Origin of the sequence: Gluconobacter potus, from assembly GCF_015244705.1 — a bacterium.
GTDB classification, from domain to species: Bacteria; Pseudomonadota; Alphaproteobacteria; order Acetobacterales; family Acetobacteraceae; genus Gluconobacter; species Gluconobacter potus.
In genome coordinates, this window is the sequence record NZ_JABCQF010000001.1 from 831718 (window position 1) to 848561 (window position 16844).

A 16844-nucleotide genomic window follows, 5' to 3' on the forward strand; every position below is an offset into this window, starting at 1 on the left:
ATCGGTCACTTTTCTGCGCTCCGTCGGGAAAGGGAGTATGGTGGATTTCGGGAAAAAGTTTCCTTTAAACAGAAGGGCTGGCGCTGTATGCGCTCGTGGACCTTCTTTCCAACCCGCATGAAAGGCTCTTCCTGCCCATGGCAATTGATGCTGCTTTTCTCGACGAACTGCGGAACCGGACGCCGCTGCCGTCGCTGATCGGGCGGCGTAACAAGTTGGTGAGGTCCGGGCGGAACTGGAAAACCTGCTGTCCGTTCCATGGTGAGAAGACGCCGTCCTTCTACATTTACGATGACCATTTCCATTGCTTCGGCTGCGGCGTGCACGGTGATGCCATCAGCTATGTGATGCAGAGCGAGGGGCGCAGCTTCCCTGAAGCCGTCGAACAGCTTGCGTCTGAGGCGGGACTCGAGGTTCCGAAAGCCGACCCGCGGACGGAAGCCCGTGCCCGGGAAGCGCAGTCGCTCGGTGACGTGCTCAATCTCGTGCAGGAGAGCTATCGCCGCCGGTTGTACCGCCCGGAAGGACGTGAGGGGCTGGCCTATCTGCGGGGGCGCGGGCTGACGGAAGAGACGATCGAGCGGTTCGGTCTGGGCTGGTCCGGCGACGGGCGGCAACTGCTGGACGAACTGCGACCGCATGGCGTGACGGTCGAGATGCTGATCCGCGCCGGGGTCATGCGCGTGGATGAGCAGGGCGCTCCGAAAGGGGAGCTGTTCTTCAATCGCGTGACGTTCCCGATCAGGGACCGGCGGGGGCGCATGATGTCCTTCGGCGCCCGGACGCTCGGGGACGGGCAGCCCAAATATCTCAATGGCCCGGAGACGGCCCTGTTCTCCAAGCGCCGGACGCTGTTCAATCTCGACCTGGCACGCGAAGCCGTGCATCGCGGGGCTGATCTCGTGGTGGTCGAGGGCTATATGGACGTCATCGCCATGGATCAGGCGGGGTTTGGCGGGGCTGTGGCTCCTCTGGGCACGGCGATGGGCGAGGAACAGCTTGAACTGTTGTGGCGCATGTCGCCGTCACCGATCCTGTGTCTCGATGGTGATGCGGCGGGGGCGCGGGCGGCGCTCCGGGTGTGTGAGGTTTCGTTGCCCCTTCTGTCGCCTGAGCGGACGATCCGGTTCTGCCGGCTGGACCCAAAGGATGATCCGGATAGTCTGATCCGTAGCCGGGGGCCTCGGGCCATGCAGGAGGCACTGTCCGGCGCGACGTCGATGGCGGAGGAACTGTTCGGGCTGCTGACGGTGGGACTGGTGGATCCGGGGCCGGACCAGCGGGCAGCTTTGCGTGAAAAGCTGGTGGCGCTGTCGCGGCTCATTCCGGACAAGGCTCTGGCATCGGAATATCGCAGCACGCTGCTGGACATGTTCTTTGCGCGCTTCCGGCGGAAGAAAACTTTCCAGCGCAAGGGGGGCGAGAGCCTGCCGCTCTCCACGCAGGCGCCCGGGGCAATGCGCGATGTGGAGTCGGGAAATCTGGAGCGGCTGAACATTATGACGGCGATGCTGCTTCACCATCCCGATATCCTTCCGGAAGTGGAACAGGCGTATAGCGGTCTGCATCTGACGCCTGAACTGGACCGTCTGCGTTCGGCGCTGCTGGACTGGTCCTGTCAGGAAGAGGAACAGGACGCTCTGAAGGAAGAGGGCTGCATGGCCTGGCTCGAGGAGCATGGGCTGGCAGATCTGGCGGGAAGGGTGAAAGGCGGCCCGTTGCCGCGCAGTGTGGGTGACGGGAAGGTCAAGGACGAGATCCTGAAGGTGGATGTCATTGAAAGCTGGTGGCATTTTTATGCCCTGGTCAATTTCCAGACCTTCGAGCGGACCCTGGAAGAGGACGTGACCCGGGCCGTGATTGAAGGGGACATGGAGCCTTTCGTGGATGAGAACGGGCAGAGCGGGCTTCGTTTTCCCAATGCACTCATGACCCGTCTTCGGGTTCGCGATGCCCTGAAAAGCGGAGAGAGGGTCGGAGAGTAAGGGGTGGCGGAGACTGCTCCGCAACAGCGGAAGAAATGCTTCCGGAACGAATTTTATTCCCGAAAGGTTGCATTCTTTGGGGTGCCAATCTTGACTTCGGGCGCAGGATCGACCACCTGCACGCTGCCGGATTGCTAACTCGCGGCGGAGTTGACGGAGAGACGAATGGCGACGAAAACAGCCTCTGGAACGGATCGGAACGCGCAGGAACAGGAGGGGGATACCACTCTCCTCGATACGCAGTCCGCTGCCGTTAAGCGGCTGATCGCCAAAGGGCGTGAACGCGGACACATCACCTTTGACGAGCTGAACGCTGTCCTGCCGCAGGATCAGATGTCTTCGGAGCAGATCGAGGACGTCATGGCGGCGCTGTCCGAAATGGGCATCCAGGTTATCGAGAACGAGGACCAGGACGAAGCCGAGGCTCCCGCGGAAAAGGAAGCCGAGGGCGACGGCGAGGAAGCCGAGGGCCCGCAGGGCGGTAACGTCGATGCCGAGGCCGCCAGCCGCACGGATGATCCGGTCCGCATGTATCTGCGTGAGATGGGCTCGGTCGAGCTGCTGTCGCGCGAGGGTGAGATTGCGATCGCCAAGCGGATCGAGGCTGGCCGCGACGAGATGATTGGCGGCCTGTGCGAGAGCCCGCTGACGATTCGCGCTATCATTTCCTGGCATGAGCGCCTCAAGGACGGCGAGATGCTCCTGCGTGACATCGTGGATCTCGAGGCCAGCCAGGGTGGTGGTCCGGACCCCGAGGCGGTCGAGGGCGAAGAAGGTGACGAGGCGTCCGAAGAGGACGACTCTGCCGAGGACGAGAACGAAGAGGGTGAAGGCGACCAGCAGGAAGGCAGCGGCCTGTCCCTGTCCGCTCTGGAAGAGAAGCTGAAGCCGGAAATCCTGGCACGCTTCGAAGCCATCGAGCCGCTGTATCACAAGCTTCGCAAGCTCCAGATCAAGCGCATCGAAGCCCTGACGGGTGGTGAGGATCACTCGGACAAGTCCGAGCAGACCTATGAGAAGCTGCGGCATGAACTGGTCAGCCTCGTTGAGCAGGTGCATCTGCACAATAACCGGATCGAAGAGCTGGTTGCGCAGATCAAGATGCAGGTTCAGAAGCTGAACAATGTCGAAGGCCGGATGATGCGTCTGGCTGAGAACTGCAAGATCTCGCGTGATGACTTCCTCATCAAGTATCGCAGCCGCGAACTTGACCCGACCTGGCTGGACAGCATTTCCGCGCTGCCGGGCAAGGGCTGGAAGAACCTGACGACCAAGCACATGGACCAACTGCGCAACCTGCGTGGCGAGATTGCGGCCCTGTCGCATGAGACGGGTCTGCCGGTTGGAGAGTTCCGCCGGGTCTATGCCACCATTTCCCGTGGCGAGCGTGATTCCACGCGCGCCAAGAAGGAAATGATCGAGGCGAACCTGCGTCTGGTGATCTCGATCGCCAAGAAGTACACGAACCGTGGCCTGCAGTTCCTGGATCTGATTCAGGAAGGCAACATCGGTCTGATGAAGGCGGTGGACAAGTTCGAATACCGTCGCGGTTACAAGTTCTCGACCTATGCGACCTGGTGGATCCGTCAGGCGATCACGCGTTCCATCGCGGATCAGGCCAAGACGATCCGTATTCCGGTCCACATGATCGAGACGATCAACAAGCTCGTCCGGACGTCGCGCCAGATGCTGCATGAGATCGGGCGTGAGCCGGCTCCGGAAGAGCTGGCCGAGAAGCTTGGCATGCCGCTGGAGAAGGTCCGCAAGGTCCTGAAGATCGCCAAGGAGCCGATCTCGCTCGAAACGCCGATTGGTGATGAGGAAGACAGCCATCTCGGTGACTTCATCGAGGACAAGACGGCCGTCATTCCGCTGGATGCTGCCATCCAGACGAACCTGCGTGAAGCCACGACGCGCGTTCTGGCGTCGCTGACGCCGCGTGAGGAGCGCGTGCTGCGGATGCGCTTTGGCATCGGCATGAACACGGACCACACCCTTGAGGAAGTGGGTCAGCAGTTCAACGTGACCCGTGAGCGTATCCGTCAGATCGAGGCGAAGGCACTGCGCAAGCTCAAGCACCCGAGCCGCTCGCGCAAGCTGCGCTCCTTCCTCGACGACAACTGATCGTCGGGCGCGGGACCGGGGCGATGCTGCCGGACTGGCTTAAGCCGAAAGGGACATCCACCCGTCTTGCGGTGGATGTCATCTTTCTGGAGACACGCTCTCCCCGTCCGTTTCCCGTTCTGCCGGAAGGATATTCCCTGTCCCGCGTGACGGGGGACGAGGCCGTGCCGCTTTATCGCGTCCTGTATGCGGGGGTGGGGCAGGACTACTGCTGGTGGATGCGCCGGTCGATGCCGGATGCGGAACTGGCGGGGATTCTTCATGATCCTGCCGTTCATTTCATGGTCCTGCGTGATGGCTCCGGGGAGCCGCTCGGGTTCTACGAACTGGATCTGAGGCAGGGCGGGGATGCCAATCTGGCTTATTTCGGCCTTCTGTCGCAGGGGATGGGGCGCGGTCTGGGGCGTGTGCTTCTGGATCATGCCGTGGCCCGGGCCTTCGGGGCCGGAAGCTGGCGCCTGCGGGTCAATACCTGCACGCTCGATCATCCCCATGCGCTGCCGAATTACCGGCGGGCGGGATTTGAACTCCGGTATGTCGTGCCGGAAAGCTGGGACGTTCCGGACGAATATGTGCCGCAAAGACTGAAGCGACTCTGAGGCAGGACTTGCTTTGAGACGCATGGTGTGATTAATGCCGCCTTTCCCTGCCGGGCGATGTGGCATCGCACCGGCTATACCCGTGCCCTGAAACATGGGCCCTGTTTCCGGCATGGGCCGGAGCCAGTCGCGGGTTGACCTCATCCGAAGGGAGTATTCATGCCATTGTATGAAAGCGTGCTCATCGCACGTAATGATGTGTCGCAGGCTCAGGTGGAAACCCTGGTCGAGACCATCGAAACCCTGCTCAAGGACAACGGCGGTTCCATCCAGAAGCGCGAGTTCTGGGGCCTGCGTTCGCTCGCATACCGCATCAAGAAGAACCGCAAGGGCCATTACGTCCTGCTGGGCCTTGACTGCACCCCCGACGTGCTGCGCGAGCTGGAGCGTCAGCTGGGCCTGAACGAAGACGTGCTGCGCGTTCTGACGCTGCGCGTTGACGAGATCGACGAGAACCCGTCTCCGGTTCTGGCCCGCAAGAGCGATGATCGTGGCGATCGCGGCAACTTCCGTGGCGGCTCCAAGCCGGCCGGTCGTTTCGAGAGCGGCCGTGGCGGTCCCCGTCGCAGCAGCGAAGACCGTGAAGAATATCGTGCACGTGGCGAGCAGGACGATGCTCGTGAGACGGCCGGAGCGGAGTAAGAAACATGTCCGAGACCATCACTCCCGACGTCAGCGAAGTGAACCCGGCTGCCCGTCGTACGGCAGTTGGCGCACGTCGTCCGTTCTACCGTCGTCGCAAGTCCTGCCCGTTCTCCGGCCCCAACGCGCCGAAGATCGACTACAAGGACGTGCGTCTGCTGAGCCGCTTCCTTTCGGAGCGCGGCAAGATCGTGCCGAGCCGCATCACGGCCGTTTCGGCCAAGAAGCAGCGTGAGCTGGCACAGGCGATCAAGCGCGCCCGTTTCCTCGCCCTGCTCCCCTACGTCGTGAACTGAGGAGAGCATCATGTCCCAGACCGCACTGATCCTGCTGCAGCGGGTCGAGCATCTCGGCCAGATGGGCGACCTGGTGCACGTGAAGCCGGGTTATGCCCGTAACTTCCTGCTGCCCCAGGCCAAGGCCATGCGCGCCACGGTTGCCAACAAGAAGCGTTTCGAGACCGAGCGCGCCCAGCTTGAGGCCCAGAACCTCAAGAAGCGTGAAGAGGCCGAGCGTCTTGCCGAGCGCATGCACGAACTGTCCGTCGTCATCATCCGTCAGGCTGGTGACAGCGGAAGCCTGTACGGCTCCGTCAGCACCCGCGACATCGCGGCTGCCGCTACGGAAGCCGGCCTGACGATTTCGCGTCAGCAGGTTGTCCTGGCACACCCGATCAAGCAGCTTGGTCTGACGGAAGCACGCATCGTGCTGCATCCGGAAGTGTCCATCCCGCTGACGGTGAACGTTGCCCGTTCCGCTGAAGAAGCAGAGCGTCAGGCCCGTGGCGAAGCCATTGGCGTGCAGGACGAGGATGAGAACATCCTTGGCGAACTGCAGGCTGAGAATGCCGCCGAAGAGGCTGCTGCCGAAGCTGCCGAGGCATCGGAAGAAGCATAAGGCTTTTACCGAGGACCTTGTCCTGAAAAACCCGGCCGGGGATATCCCCGGCCGGGTTTTTTTGTGTCTGTTCTTCCGGAGGAGTACAACTCCAGACCTGTTCGGGCTTTTTCCCGGTATTGGAAACAGGAGATCGGAATGAAACGGATTCTGGATTTTGTCTTGAGGAAGTTCATCCAGACAGGAAGCCTGAGGGTCACGTTCAGTGACGGGACTGTCTGCACCTATCGTGGCCGCAAGCCGGGACTGGAAGCCGGACTTCATCTGCTCAACAAACAGGCGGAGCGGGCCCTGATCATCAATTCCGGTCTGGCGTTCGGCGAGGAATACATGGCGGGCAGCATCGTGCCCGACGGCTGTACGCTCGAGACACTGCTGAGCGTCCTGATGGAGAACATCAATGGGCATGGGCATGTCTTCGAAGAAATCGAGGATCGTCTGCGCTATGTGACGCGGGCGTGGAAGACGCTCAATTCGCTCAAGAAATCCCGCAGCAATGTCGCGCATCACTATGATCTGAACGGTACGCTGTACGATCTGTTCCTGGACAAGGACCGGCAGTATTCCTGCGCCTATTTCGCGCATGAGGATATGACGCTGGAAGAGGCGCAGATCGCCAAGAAGCGGCATATTGCCTCCAAGCTCAATCTGGATCGTCCGGGGCTCGAGGTGCTTGATATCGGCTGTGGCTGGGGTGGCATGGCCCTGACGCTGGCGAAGGATTATGGGGCGAAGGTCCTTGGTATCACGCTGTCACGCGAGCAGCTCGAGGTGGCGCGGAAGCGGGCGAAGGAAGAAGGGCTTGAGGGCCAAGTGTGCTTCGAACTGATCGACTACCGCAACCTGCATCAGCAGTTCGACCGGATCGTCTCGGTGGGCATGTTCGAGCATGTGGGCCCGCCACAGTTCGAGGCATTTTTCAAGCAGCTGAAAGCCTGTCTCAAGCCGGATGGCGTGGCGCTGATCCATTCCATAGGACGTATGGACGGGCCGGGGACGACCAATCCCTGGATCCAGAAATATATTTTCCCGGGTGGATATTCGCCTGCGCTGAGCGAGACGCTGGCGGCGATCGAGCGGTCCGGGTTGTGGATGACGGACTGCGAGGTGCTGCGTCTGCATTATGCGCGCACGCTGGCGGAATGGCGCAAGCGTTTCGATGCCAATCGCGACAAGATCCGGGCGCTGTATGACGAGCGGTTTGTCCGGATGTTCGAGTTCTATCTTGTGGGGGCCGAACTGGCGTTCCGCGTGCAGGGGCACATGAACTTCCAGCTTCAGCTGACCCGGTCGATCGATGCCGTGCCGTTCACGCGCGACTACATGTTCGAGCGTGAACGGGAAAGCGTGACGTCGTAAGGGGCCTCAGCGGCTGGCGAGATTCAGTTCCGCCAGCCGCGCGAATTCGGCGACCGAGAGCGTTTCGGCCCGGCGGGTCGGTTCGATTTCGGCCTGTTCCAGCAGACGCTCGCCGCCGATGGATTTCAGCGAGGAGCGCAGCATCTTGCGGCGCTGGCCGAAGGCGGCGGCCGTGACCTGCTCCATGGCGCGGAACAGCTGCGGAGACGGCTGTTCCGCATGGGGGATGATGACGGCCACGGCGGAATGGACCTTGGGTGGCGGTGAGAAGGCGGCCGGCGGGATGCGCAGGGCGACCGAGCATGAGGCGCACCACTGGGCCAGCACCGCCAGGCGTCCGTAAGCTGAACTTCCCGGAGCCGCGCAGATACGCTCCGCGACTTCAAGCTGGAACATCAGCGACAGCCGTTCCCACTGCGATGCCTGGCGGAGCCAGCCTATGAGCAGGGGCGTGGCAACGTTATAGGGTAGGTTCGCAATGATCTGGCGCGGAGCGGGGGCCAGAGCCGCAGCATCCAGCTTCAGGGCGTCCTGACGGACGACGTGCAGGCGGTCCGGGTAGTAAGTAGCCAGTTCGTCCAGCAGGGGCCATGCGCGCTCGTCGATTTCCACGACATCGACGCGGCTGGCAGGGGTGTCCAGCAGGGCGCGGGTCAGGCCGCCGGGACCGGGACCGATTTCGACGACACTGCGTCCTGTCAGATCACCGCCGAGAGCTGCGATCCGGGCGCAGATGCCCGGATCGAGAAGGAAGTGCTGGCCGAGAGATTTCTTCGCATCCAGACCATGGGCCTGAATGGTGTCACGCAGTGAAGGAAGGGACACGTCAGTTGAAGGCCGTCTTGGCGGCGGGACGCATCTCGATGATCGCGCGGCGCTGAAGGTCGCGCTGAAGCTGGCGGGAGGCCTGCTCGACACGTTCGTTCATGAGCTGATCGGCGATTTCGCTGGGGCTCTGCTGGGCCAAGTTTTTCTGCTGGCGGTTGCAGACCATGAGCAGGGCAATACCGTCCATCGAGACCAGCGGACGGCTGACCTTGTTGGGGGGGAGCGCTTCGAGAACTGCCTTCATCTGGGGCATCAGGCGCTCGAGGATCTGCGAGCCCGGATTGCTGGGACGCTTTTCACCAAGGGATTTGTTGAGCGCTTCCATGGCGTCACAACTATGGACCGTCTGTACGGCTGTCGTCGCTTTCTGCAGGGCGGCACGCTGCTGATCGGTCGGGTTCTGCGGGTTCAGGGGCGCATCGAACGGGAAAAAGGCCTGTCGCAGGTCGAGCTGGGTGCCCATCTGCTTGCCGACCACGCGTTTTGACTGAACGGTGGCGATCACGAAGCCGCCGGCGACCTGGATCGGGTTGGAAATGGCGCCGATCGGCATCTGGCGGACGATGTTGACGACCTGCGGATCGAGGTTGTCTTCCTGCACCCAGCCCATGGAGCCGCCATCGAGGGCTGACTGGGCCTGCGAGAACTGGGCGGCCACGATCGGGAAGGGAGCGCCTTCGCGGAGCTGGGAAATGATCGTCTTGGTGAAGGTAAGCTCGGCTTCGTCATGCCGTGGATCGGCCACGGGAACAAAGATTTCGCTCATGAAATACTGGGCGCGTCCCTGCTCGGCCTGAAGGGCCTGCTCGCGCTGGCTGATCTGGGTGGCGGTGATCCGGCCTTCCTCGCCCAGCTTTTCACGCAGGACCTGCATCCAGCCGATCTGCACGCGGATCTGGTCGATCAGCGTCGTCAGTGACACGCCATCCGAGGCCAGACGGTCCCGCAGGGCGTTCTTGGGCATGCCGTTGCGCTGTTCGATATTTGAAATGGCGCCCGCGATCTGGTCAGGTTCCACATTGATGTGGAGCCTGAGGATTTCCTGTGTTTTCAGGCGCTCGTCGATCAGCTGATGGATAATCTGGCCGCGCATGCGGTTCATGATTTCCGGGCTGATGGGCAGGCCGGTCGAGAGCACGAAGAGCTTTGCGCGGTTGTCCACGTCACGCTGCGTGAGGACCTGTCCGTTGATGACGGCCAGGATCTGGTCCTCGGGCGGCTTGGCCGGAGGAGCGTCCTGCTTGGTCGCCGCAGTTTTCGAAGCCGCTTTCGGGTCCGCCTTGTGATGCGGGGCGGCCGTGGCGGGGAGGGCTGCCGAGAAGGCGAGAAGGGCAGCCAGGGCCGTAGAGGCGATGCAGTGGGTCTTGGACATGCTCAACCGTTGATTCCGAAGGTGCCGATCGTCTTGAACGTGAAGTTGAACAGGACGGTCTCGTTACGCTGTTCGCCGCCGATACGGGTGTATTGCTTGATATACATGATATCCAGCCCGAAACAGTCATTGGAATAGCCGATCGTGCCACCGTTTGCGACGAACTGTTTCCTGGACAGGCTGCGGCGGAAGAAACCCGACGCATGGTAATTCCGCCAGTGGGTTGAAAACCCGCCAGTCACTTCGCTCGTCTTGACCATGTATGGCGCATTGGGACCGGATTCGCGGAAATCTGTCGCGTAATAATAATATGGCGTTACGGGCGCGTAGATGTAGCCACCTGTCAGGCGGAACATCGGAACGCCGGTGCTGACGAGGCCTTCGCCGTAGTCGAACTGGTGGGTCCACGGGTTGAAGCGGCCGCGGGCCGTGACATCGACATACTGGTTCGGGCTGACGCGCAGGCGACCCACCGGGTCCGACAGGTGGTGGTCGAGGCCGGAATAGGGCAGGCGGTTGTGGTCGATATGTTCCTGGAAGCTTTCACCAACGAGCATGTCGATGGCGTGGCCGTTCCAGGACCAGTTCTGATGGATGCCCACATTCGCGCGCAGGCCGCCGTCGAGACGGTCCGTGCCGAGATAGCGGTTGAGGGAAAACAGCGTGGTGTCGGTGAACTCGTAGGACAGGCTGTCTTCGTTGGGGATGTTGCGGTTCTGCGAGTTGCCGGTGTTGGGGGCAGCAATGATCTGGGCGATCGGCTCCAGGATCTGCGAGCCATGTCCCTTGGCGAAGCTGCGCAGGAACGGCCAGTTCATCTTCAGGGCGATGGTCGGCTGGACCTGTCCGACGAGATGGTTGCCGCCGGCGTTCGTGTAGTAGGTCGGCTGCTGGTAGGCCTGGGTGGCGTGATAGACCATGGAATCAATCCGGGCCGTCAGCAGGAACTGCTGCCCGAGCTTGTTGTGGAACGGGCGGTCCCACTGGATGGCCGCTTCGCCGCGCTGATCGTTGATGCCGTTTTTGCGGTACAGGTTGAAGTCCGTCGTCTGGACGCTGAGACGGCCGCCGAACATGTCCGGCTGTCCCTGAAACGCGTAGGTCAGTCTCGGAAGGGCCCAGGGGAGATCCGAGTTGCGGATGACGCCCTGGTTCAGGCCCTGATAGGCCTGTCCGTCGAGACGCATGTAGGAGCCAACGCCGTATCCTTCGAGGAACAGGTTGGAATTCAGCATTTCCTGACCGTAGCCGGGAACGCGGTAGTCACGCATGTAGTTGGCGGAACTGGCGACGTTGATGTTGGCGCCAAGCTGCCAGTTGCGGTCGAGGGCGAAATTGGCGCGACCGAACACATAGCCCTGTACGCCATATTCGCTGGATGAGCCGACATTGTTGCCGAAGGTGTTGGTGTACTCGCTTTCGTTATGGGTGTCGTAGGCCACGCCGCCCGTGACGTCGACCGAGCCGAAATTCATGCGGTTGCGGTACTGCGCCGTCAGTTCGGGGCCGGTCTTGGTGGAGACGAGGCCGCGTACCGTCAGGTCCTGCTGCTCGTCGATAGCCCAGAAATAGGGGAGCGTGAAATAGGTGCCGAGATAGCGGTCATGCGGGCTGATGCCCGGCATCAGGAAGCCGCTCTGCCGTTTAACGGACGGATCGGTCATGGAGAAGAACGGGAAATAGAAAACTGGCAGGCCGAGCATTTTCAGCCAGGCATGATCGAATTCGAGCCGCTTGTGCTGCACGTCCTGCGTCGCATCAAAAGCCTGGAACTGCCAGAAGGGGGGCAGGTCGGGATTTTTCTCGCAGATCTTGCAGGCCGTGTAGACGGCATGCGTCAGGTCGTTGAGCATCCCGTTCGTGCGGCGCATGCCGTTGCCGGCGAGCTTGGCGTTGTCTTCCATGCGGATGTAGATGCCGCTGCCGATGCCGTCGTGCATGCCGTGGCTGAACTCGACGTAATCGGCATAGGTCGTGCTGCCATCGGGTTCCACGACCGCGACATGGCCCTTGGCGGACAGGATGCCGGTGCTGCGGTCATAGGTCACGCGGTCGGCGCGCATGGCGTGATCGCCCTGCCAGACGCGGACATTCCCTTCCCATGTGATCAGGCCGTTCTTGGCATAGCTTTCGCTATCCGCAAGATAGGTCAGGGGATCGGTCTGGGATGTTGGCTTTCCGATGACGATGACATGGGAATTGTCGCGCTGCATCGTGTTGGCAGACATTGTCTGCGGCGCCACGAGCGCGGTTCCAGCCATCAGCGTGGCACCGACGAACGAAGCGCGTCTGCGGGCGCGTGTTGGGAGCCACAGGGGCACCGTCATCAACCATCCTCCATGTGCAGCAAAAGGGCCACCGCGAGGCAGAGCCCCGCACCTGTCGGCGCCCATGCGGCAAGAACCGGCGGCAGGGCGCCGGATTCACCAAACTGTTCGGCCACTTTCGAGATGGTGAACAGCGCAAAGCCTGCGGCGATTCCCGATCCCAGCATCCGGGCCACGCCGCCGCGCCGTGTGGGGCGCATCGAGAAGCCTGCGGATACCAATGCCATGGTCCCGGCCAGAATGGGAAGGGCCAGTAGCGACTGGAAATGAAGTCTGTGCCGGATCGAGGGGAATCCCGAGCGCTCCAGAAGGCTGATGAAGCCCGGAAGAGCGAAGACGGACAGCGTATCCGGCGATGCGAAACTTTCCTGCACGCGGCCGACCGTCAGATCGGATGGCAGGGTCATGTCCCCGATCTGCTGCGGCAGGTGATCGGGGTGGAGCACTGAGGTTCCGTGCAGGATCCACTGGTGATCGCCCAGCGCGCCCTGGGGGGCTTCGACGCGGACGATCAGGCGGTCCCGGTCATCGAGGCGGAAGATCGAGACGCCCGAAACCTTCAGGGCGCCGTCGATGAGATGGACGTCCTGGGCATGCAGGATCGCAACACCGTGCGGAACCAGACCGTCATCGGACTGTCTGAGCCAGAGCGCACCTCCATTGAGTGTCAGGGGGCCGCCGCCGGTGCGCAGATAGGTCTGGTCGAGCATTTCGGCGCTGCGGAACATGGTCGAGGACAGGGCCGAGATGCCGGTTGTCGTCAGCAGGCCCGTCAGCAGGGCGCAGGCCAGCGGGCTGGCGAGGAACTGCCAGGCGGAAATGCCGGCGGCGCGCGCCACGATGAGTTCGGAGGAGCGTGTCAGGCGGGAGAAGCACACGATCCCGCCCAGCAGGATGCCGAAAGGCAGGACGTAGATGATGTAATAAGGAACATGCAGGGCCGCGATCTTGACGATGAGGCTGGCCGGGACGTTGGGCCGTGTTGCCGCGCGGCGCAGCAGGTCGATGAAGTCGAACAGGGAGACCAGTCCGGTCAGGGCCAGCACCATGGACAGGGTGCTGAGCATGAACTGCCGCGCGATGTAGATCGCGAGGGTCGTAGAAAACCCGGCATGTTCGTCGCGGGTGCTGATCGCCTGGAACAGGGATGTCAGCCAGGGGCCCAGGCGGGGGGACGGGATGGCTCTCATCGGGCGCCCCCTGCGGAGGGCACGGAGGCCGGAGCGGTCTGGCGCACGGTGCCGGTCCACTGTTCGAGGAACAGCATGGCCGCGCAGACGATGGCCGGGAGAATGGCCTCAAGCCAGATGAGAGGCACCAGCGCGAGGTGCCGCCCGGCGAGGTTCTGGAGCATGAGCGAGATGGCCAGAAGCCCGACGACCGTCAGGATGGCGATCAGGGGGCGTGTGATGTTGCCGTGACGGGAGAAGGCCCCCCGGAGCACGGTGACCAGACCGATCATCGCGAAGGACAGGGCCGTCAGCGGTGAGGTGAGCCGGCGCCATCCCACGACGATGTTCTTGCCGCGGTCACGCTCTGAGACTTCGTGGGGATCGGGATGGAACAGCTCGCGCAGGGACATTTCGTCCGGGTCCCGGTCTTCGTGGTTGTGCTGGCGCGACGAGGTGAGATCGATGGTGTTGCGTCCGAATGTCAGGACATTCAGCCGTCCTGTATGGCGGTCGATTTCCTCGCGCGAGCCGTCATACAGCACGACGCGCGGCTGGTCGTTGACCACGACCATGGTGCCGCGTTCCGCGAGGATCGTGGTGTGGGAATCGGGGTCGCGGTCGTCTTCGACCAGCACACCGTGCAACTGGCCATCACTGGTGCGGCCGCGCACATAGACCGTCATGTCATTGGACAGGCTGGTGAACACGCCGTCCTGAAGCAGGAAGGCCGCCATGCGATTGCGGATCTGGAACTCGTAGCGATGGAACGCATGGTACGAAACTGGCGCGAGCCACAGGGTCAGGACGTAGCACAGGATCACCGAGAAGAACGCGCAGAGCAGCCCTGGCCTCGCCAGTTCCAGCGGTGAGCGGCCGGCTGCGCGCATGACCGTGAGTTCCCGGTCGCCGACCATCCGCTGATAGGTGAAAAGCACGACGAGAAACGTCGTGATCGGCAGGATTACGGCGATGAAGGATGGCAGCATCAGCGAGGTGAGCTGGATGAAAACCCTCAGGGACAGGCCGTGCTGGACCACCATCGAGACGAAGTGCAGCGACTGGGTCAGCCAGATCAGTGCCGTCGCCCCTCCCGTCAGCGCCAGCAGGGCGATGAGAAGCTGGCGGAGAATGTAGCGGTCGAGCAGAGGCAGGATCTGCCGCCCGGAGGTTCCGGAGGATGAGGCCATGGCCCTTCATCTATCCCTAGCGCGTGGCGGGAGGAAGGCGAAAAAACGAAACAGTTTCTATCGCAGATAGGAGGCCCGGTCGATGGGCGCCCTTGTGACGGAGAGGCTGTGATAGAATTGTGTTCCGGCAATGCCGACCAGAAGACCCGCACCGGCGGCGAAGACGATGGCGATGTAGCGCCAGGGTCTCTGCATGCGCAGGGTTGCCAGTTCCAGCTGGATCAGCCCCAGATCCGTCTGGCAGCGTCCCAGGCGCGTCTGTGCCGTGCGGGTGTCGGACTCGCTCTGGCCGAGGCGGCGCTCAAGCCCGGAGATCTGCTCCTGGAGACGTTTTTCGCGCTCGGTCTCGTCTTTGCCGGATATGGTTCCGATACGGGAGGTGAACAGGTTTTTCAGCGCGCCGCCCGTGACACCGTCGCGCCGGGCCATCTGGCGGATCCGTTCCAGAGCGGTCGCCGCATGCCCCGGCTGTTCATCCAGCACCAGCGCCAGAATGTCCGACAGGATCTTGATTTCCCTGGGGTCCGGGGCGCGGGCCATGCTCAGGTCAGGGTCGCGGCATGGGTGCGCGGTTCAGCGGCGCGGCGAAGACGGTCCCGGATGGCGAGGCCGAGCCCGTGGCGGGGGATCGGCTGGGCGGCGATGGTTTTCAGGCCGCGACGGGTGCCTTCCGCATCCAGAAAGCGCAGTCCGGCGAAGAGGCGGGCTGCCGCTTCTTCAAGATTGCCGCTCTCGCTCAGGTTCCATGTCAGTCCGGCGCCGGGCAGGGGCGTACCGAAGGCAAGCTGGGCTTCGTCGGGCGCGATGGAGGTCGCGTCCAGCCTGACAGGCAGGCTCGGGGCGTAATGCGAGGCCAGTCGACCGGGCGAGGCCGGGGCGATTTCCGAAAAATCGTCCGGATGGCGGATCGGGCCGCAAAGTGCGGTCAATTCTTCGAGGGTCACGCCGCCCGGGCGCAGGAGGACGGGCACCTCGCGGGTCAGGTCGAGAACCGTACTTTCCACGCCGATGGAGCAGGGGCCGGAATCCAGAACCGCGTCGATCCGTCCATCCAGTGAGCGCAGGACGTGAAACGCATCGGACGGGCTGACCGTGCCTGAAACATTCGCAGACGGCGCGGCGACGGGGGCACCGACTTCGCGGAGCAGGGCCAGGGCCGTCTTGCCGCGCGGAACACGCAGCGCCAGCGTGGACAGGCCGGCCGCCGCGAGGTCGGAGACGGTTGAATTCGGGGAGCGGGGCAGAACCATCGTCAACGGGCCGGGCCAGAAACGCTCGGCCAGCGCATGGGCGATGTCTTCCATCCTGCCGCTCAGCGATGCCTGCGCGAAGGCGCTTTCAGCATCGGGGAGATGGCTGATGAGCGGGTTGAAGCGCGGGCGTCCCTTGGCGGCGAAGATCTTTGCGACAGCGGTATCGGACGAGGCAATGGCGCCAAGGCCGTAGACGGTCTCGGTTCCGAATGCGACCAGCTTTCCGGCCTTGAGGAGCTCGGCGGCGCGGCGGATGCCTTCAGGGGTGGCTGTCAGGCGCTCGGTGTGAAGCGTGTCGCTCAAGATGCGCCTCCGGTGCAGTAGAATGAGCCGTTCAGCCGGTCCGGCTTGCCATAGCGCAGGGGGGCGCCGGTCTCGTCGAGCAGGGCGCCGCCTGCGGCTTCCAGAATGGCCTGGGGGGCGGCCGTGTCCCATTCCATCGTGGGGCCGAAACGGGGATAGAAATCCGCGGCACCTTCGGCCACCCGCATGAACTTGACCGAGGATGACAGCTTCTCGACGGAGGCGACCTGTCGTCCGGCGAGCCAGCGCTCCAGAAGTTCGGGATTGCCGTGATGGCTCGAGGCCAGAACGCGCAGGCCTTCTGCAGGCGGTGTGGCGGTATGGATCGGCGTGCTGTTTGTGCCGTCCGAGCGGTGGGCGCCGAGACCCTGTCCGCCGCTGTAGATCAGGCCGTAACCTGGCAGGGCAACCACGCCCAGAACCGGACGGTCATGGCGGACCAGGCCGATATTGACGGTGAAGTCCTTTGCGCCCGAGGCAAAGCCGCGTGTCCCGTCGAGGGGATCGACCAGCCAGTAGGCGTCTTCCGCGTTCACCCGGATTCCGGCCGACATTTCTTCCTCGCCGATGGCGGGAATGGACGGGCAGGCCGCGCGCAGGCCCGATAGGATATGATGTTCGGAGGCGTGGTCCGCTTCCGTGACGGGGGAGGCATCGTCCTTGATGTCCGTCCGGAAGCCGCGTTCGCGGATGGCGTTGATGATGTCCGAGGCTTCGGATGCGAGCCGGAACGCCAGGGCCAGAAGGGCGCGGTCATCGTCCGCAGGGACGGTGATGGGTGAGGCAGAAGTCATTT

General features: G+C 62.9%; 15 protein-coding genes. 7 read left to right on the top strand and 8 right to left on the bottom strand.

What is annotated here, in order from left to right; all coding sequences use genetic code 11:
- The first annotated feature begins 137 nt into the window (after positions 1–137).
- The 7 genes from dnaG to HKD31_RS03695 all read left to right on the top strand — a co-directional run bounded on the left by dnaG (position 138) and on the right by HKD31_RS03695 (position 7606).
- Positions 138–1985, top strand: a complete 1848-nt coding sequence (dnaG, locus tag HKD31_RS03665; protein ID WP_194263582.1) for a DNA primase — start codon at positions 138–140, stop codon at positions 1983–1985.
- A 165-nt stretch (positions 1986–2150) separates the two neighbouring features.
- Positions 2151–4109, top strand: coding sequence for an RNA polymerase sigma factor RpoD (gene rpoD, locus HKD31_RS03670; protein ID WP_194263581.1), 1959 nt, complete (start codon positions 2151–2153; stop codon positions 4107–4109).
- A gap of 23 nt (positions 4110–4132) precedes the next feature.
- Positions 4133–4708, top strand: a complete 576-nt coding sequence (locus HKD31_RS03675; RefSeq protein WP_194263580.1) for a GNAT family N-acetyltransferase — start codon at positions 4133–4135, stop codon at positions 4706–4708.
- A 159-nt stretch (positions 4709–4867) separates the two neighbouring features.
- A complete protein-coding gene (gene rpsF / locus HKD31_RS03680) occupies positions 4868–5350 on the top strand; it encodes a 30S ribosomal protein S6 (RefSeq protein WP_194263579.1) in 483 nt (160 codons plus the stop codon).
- Positions 5351–5355: 5 nt separating this feature from the next.
- Positions 5356–5646, top strand: a complete 291-nt coding sequence (rpsR, locus tag HKD31_RS03685) for a 30S ribosomal protein S18 (protein WP_062494891.1) — start codon at positions 5356–5358, stop codon at positions 5644–5646.
- Between the two features lie 10 nt (positions 5647–5656).
- Positions 5657–6247: a 50S ribosomal protein L9 gene (rplI, locus tag HKD31_RS03690; RefSeq protein ID WP_062494889.1), complete on the top strand. Its 591-nt coding sequence runs from the start codon at positions 5657–5659 to the stop codon at positions 6245–6247.
- A gap of 138 nt (positions 6248–6385) precedes the next feature.
- Positions 6386–7606 (top strand): SAM-dependent methyltransferase, encoded by a 1221-nt coding sequence (locus tag HKD31_RS03695; RefSeq protein WP_194263578.1) that lies wholly within the window; start codon positions 6386–6388, stop codon positions 7604–7606.
- Between the two features lie 6 nt (positions 7607–7612).
- On the opposite strand, the gene rsmA is transcribed toward HKD31_RS03695, so the two are convergent.
- From rsmA to HKD31_RS03735, 8 genes are read right to left on the bottom strand one after another with little or no spacing between them, the layout of a single operon-like run.
- Positions 7613–8431, bottom strand: coding sequence for a 16S rRNA (adenine(1518)-N(6)/adenine(1519)-N(6))-dimethyltransferase RsmA (rsmA, locus tag HKD31_RS03700; protein ID WP_194263577.1), 819 nt, complete (start codon positions 8429–8431; stop codon positions 7613–7615).
- A gap of 1 nt (position 8432) precedes the next feature.
- Positions 8433–9806, bottom strand: coding sequence for a peptidylprolyl isomerase (locus tag HKD31_RS03705; protein WP_062494882.1), 1374 nt, complete (start codon positions 9804–9806; stop codon positions 8433–8435).
- Between the two features lie 2 nt (positions 9807–9808).
- The gene (locus HKD31_RS03710; protein ID WP_370543915.1) at positions 9809–12133 is read right to left on the bottom strand and encodes an LPS-assembly protein LptD; all 2325 of its coding nucleotides are present in this window, start codon (positions 12131–12133) and stop codon (positions 9809–9811) included.
- The gene (gene lptG, locus HKD31_RS03715) at positions 12133–13323 is read right to left on the bottom strand and encodes an LPS export ABC transporter permease LptG (RefSeq protein ID WP_011251885.1); all 1191 of its coding nucleotides are present in this window, start codon (positions 13321–13323) and stop codon (positions 12133–12135) included. Before lptG ends, HKD31_RS03710 begins: the two co-directional genes overlap by 1 nt.
- Positions 13320–14492 (bottom strand): LPS export ABC transporter permease LptF, encoded by a 1173-nt coding sequence (gene lptF / locus HKD31_RS03720; RefSeq protein WP_062494878.1) that lies wholly within the window; start codon positions 14490–14492, stop codon positions 13320–13322. Before lptF ends, lptG begins: the two co-directional genes overlap by 4 nt.
- Before the next feature lie 57 nt (positions 14493–14549).
- Positions 14550–15032, bottom strand: a complete 483-nt coding sequence (locus tag HKD31_RS03725) for a hypothetical protein (protein ID WP_194263576.1) — start codon at positions 15030–15032, stop codon at positions 14550–14552.
- Between the two features lie 2 nt (positions 15033–15034).
- The gene (locus HKD31_RS03730) at positions 15035–16048 is read right to left on the bottom strand and encodes an L-threonylcarbamoyladenylate synthase (protein ID WP_172491758.1); all 1014 of its coding nucleotides are present in this window, start codon (positions 16046–16048) and stop codon (positions 15035–15037) included.
- Positions 16045–16842 (bottom strand): 3'(2'),5'-bisphosphate nucleotidase CysQ family protein, encoded by a 798-nt coding sequence (locus HKD31_RS03735; protein WP_194263575.1) that lies wholly within the window; start codon positions 16840–16842, stop codon positions 16045–16047. Before HKD31_RS03735 ends, HKD31_RS03730 begins: the two co-directional genes overlap by 4 nt.
- Between the last annotated feature and the right edge of the window lie 2 nt (positions 16843–16844).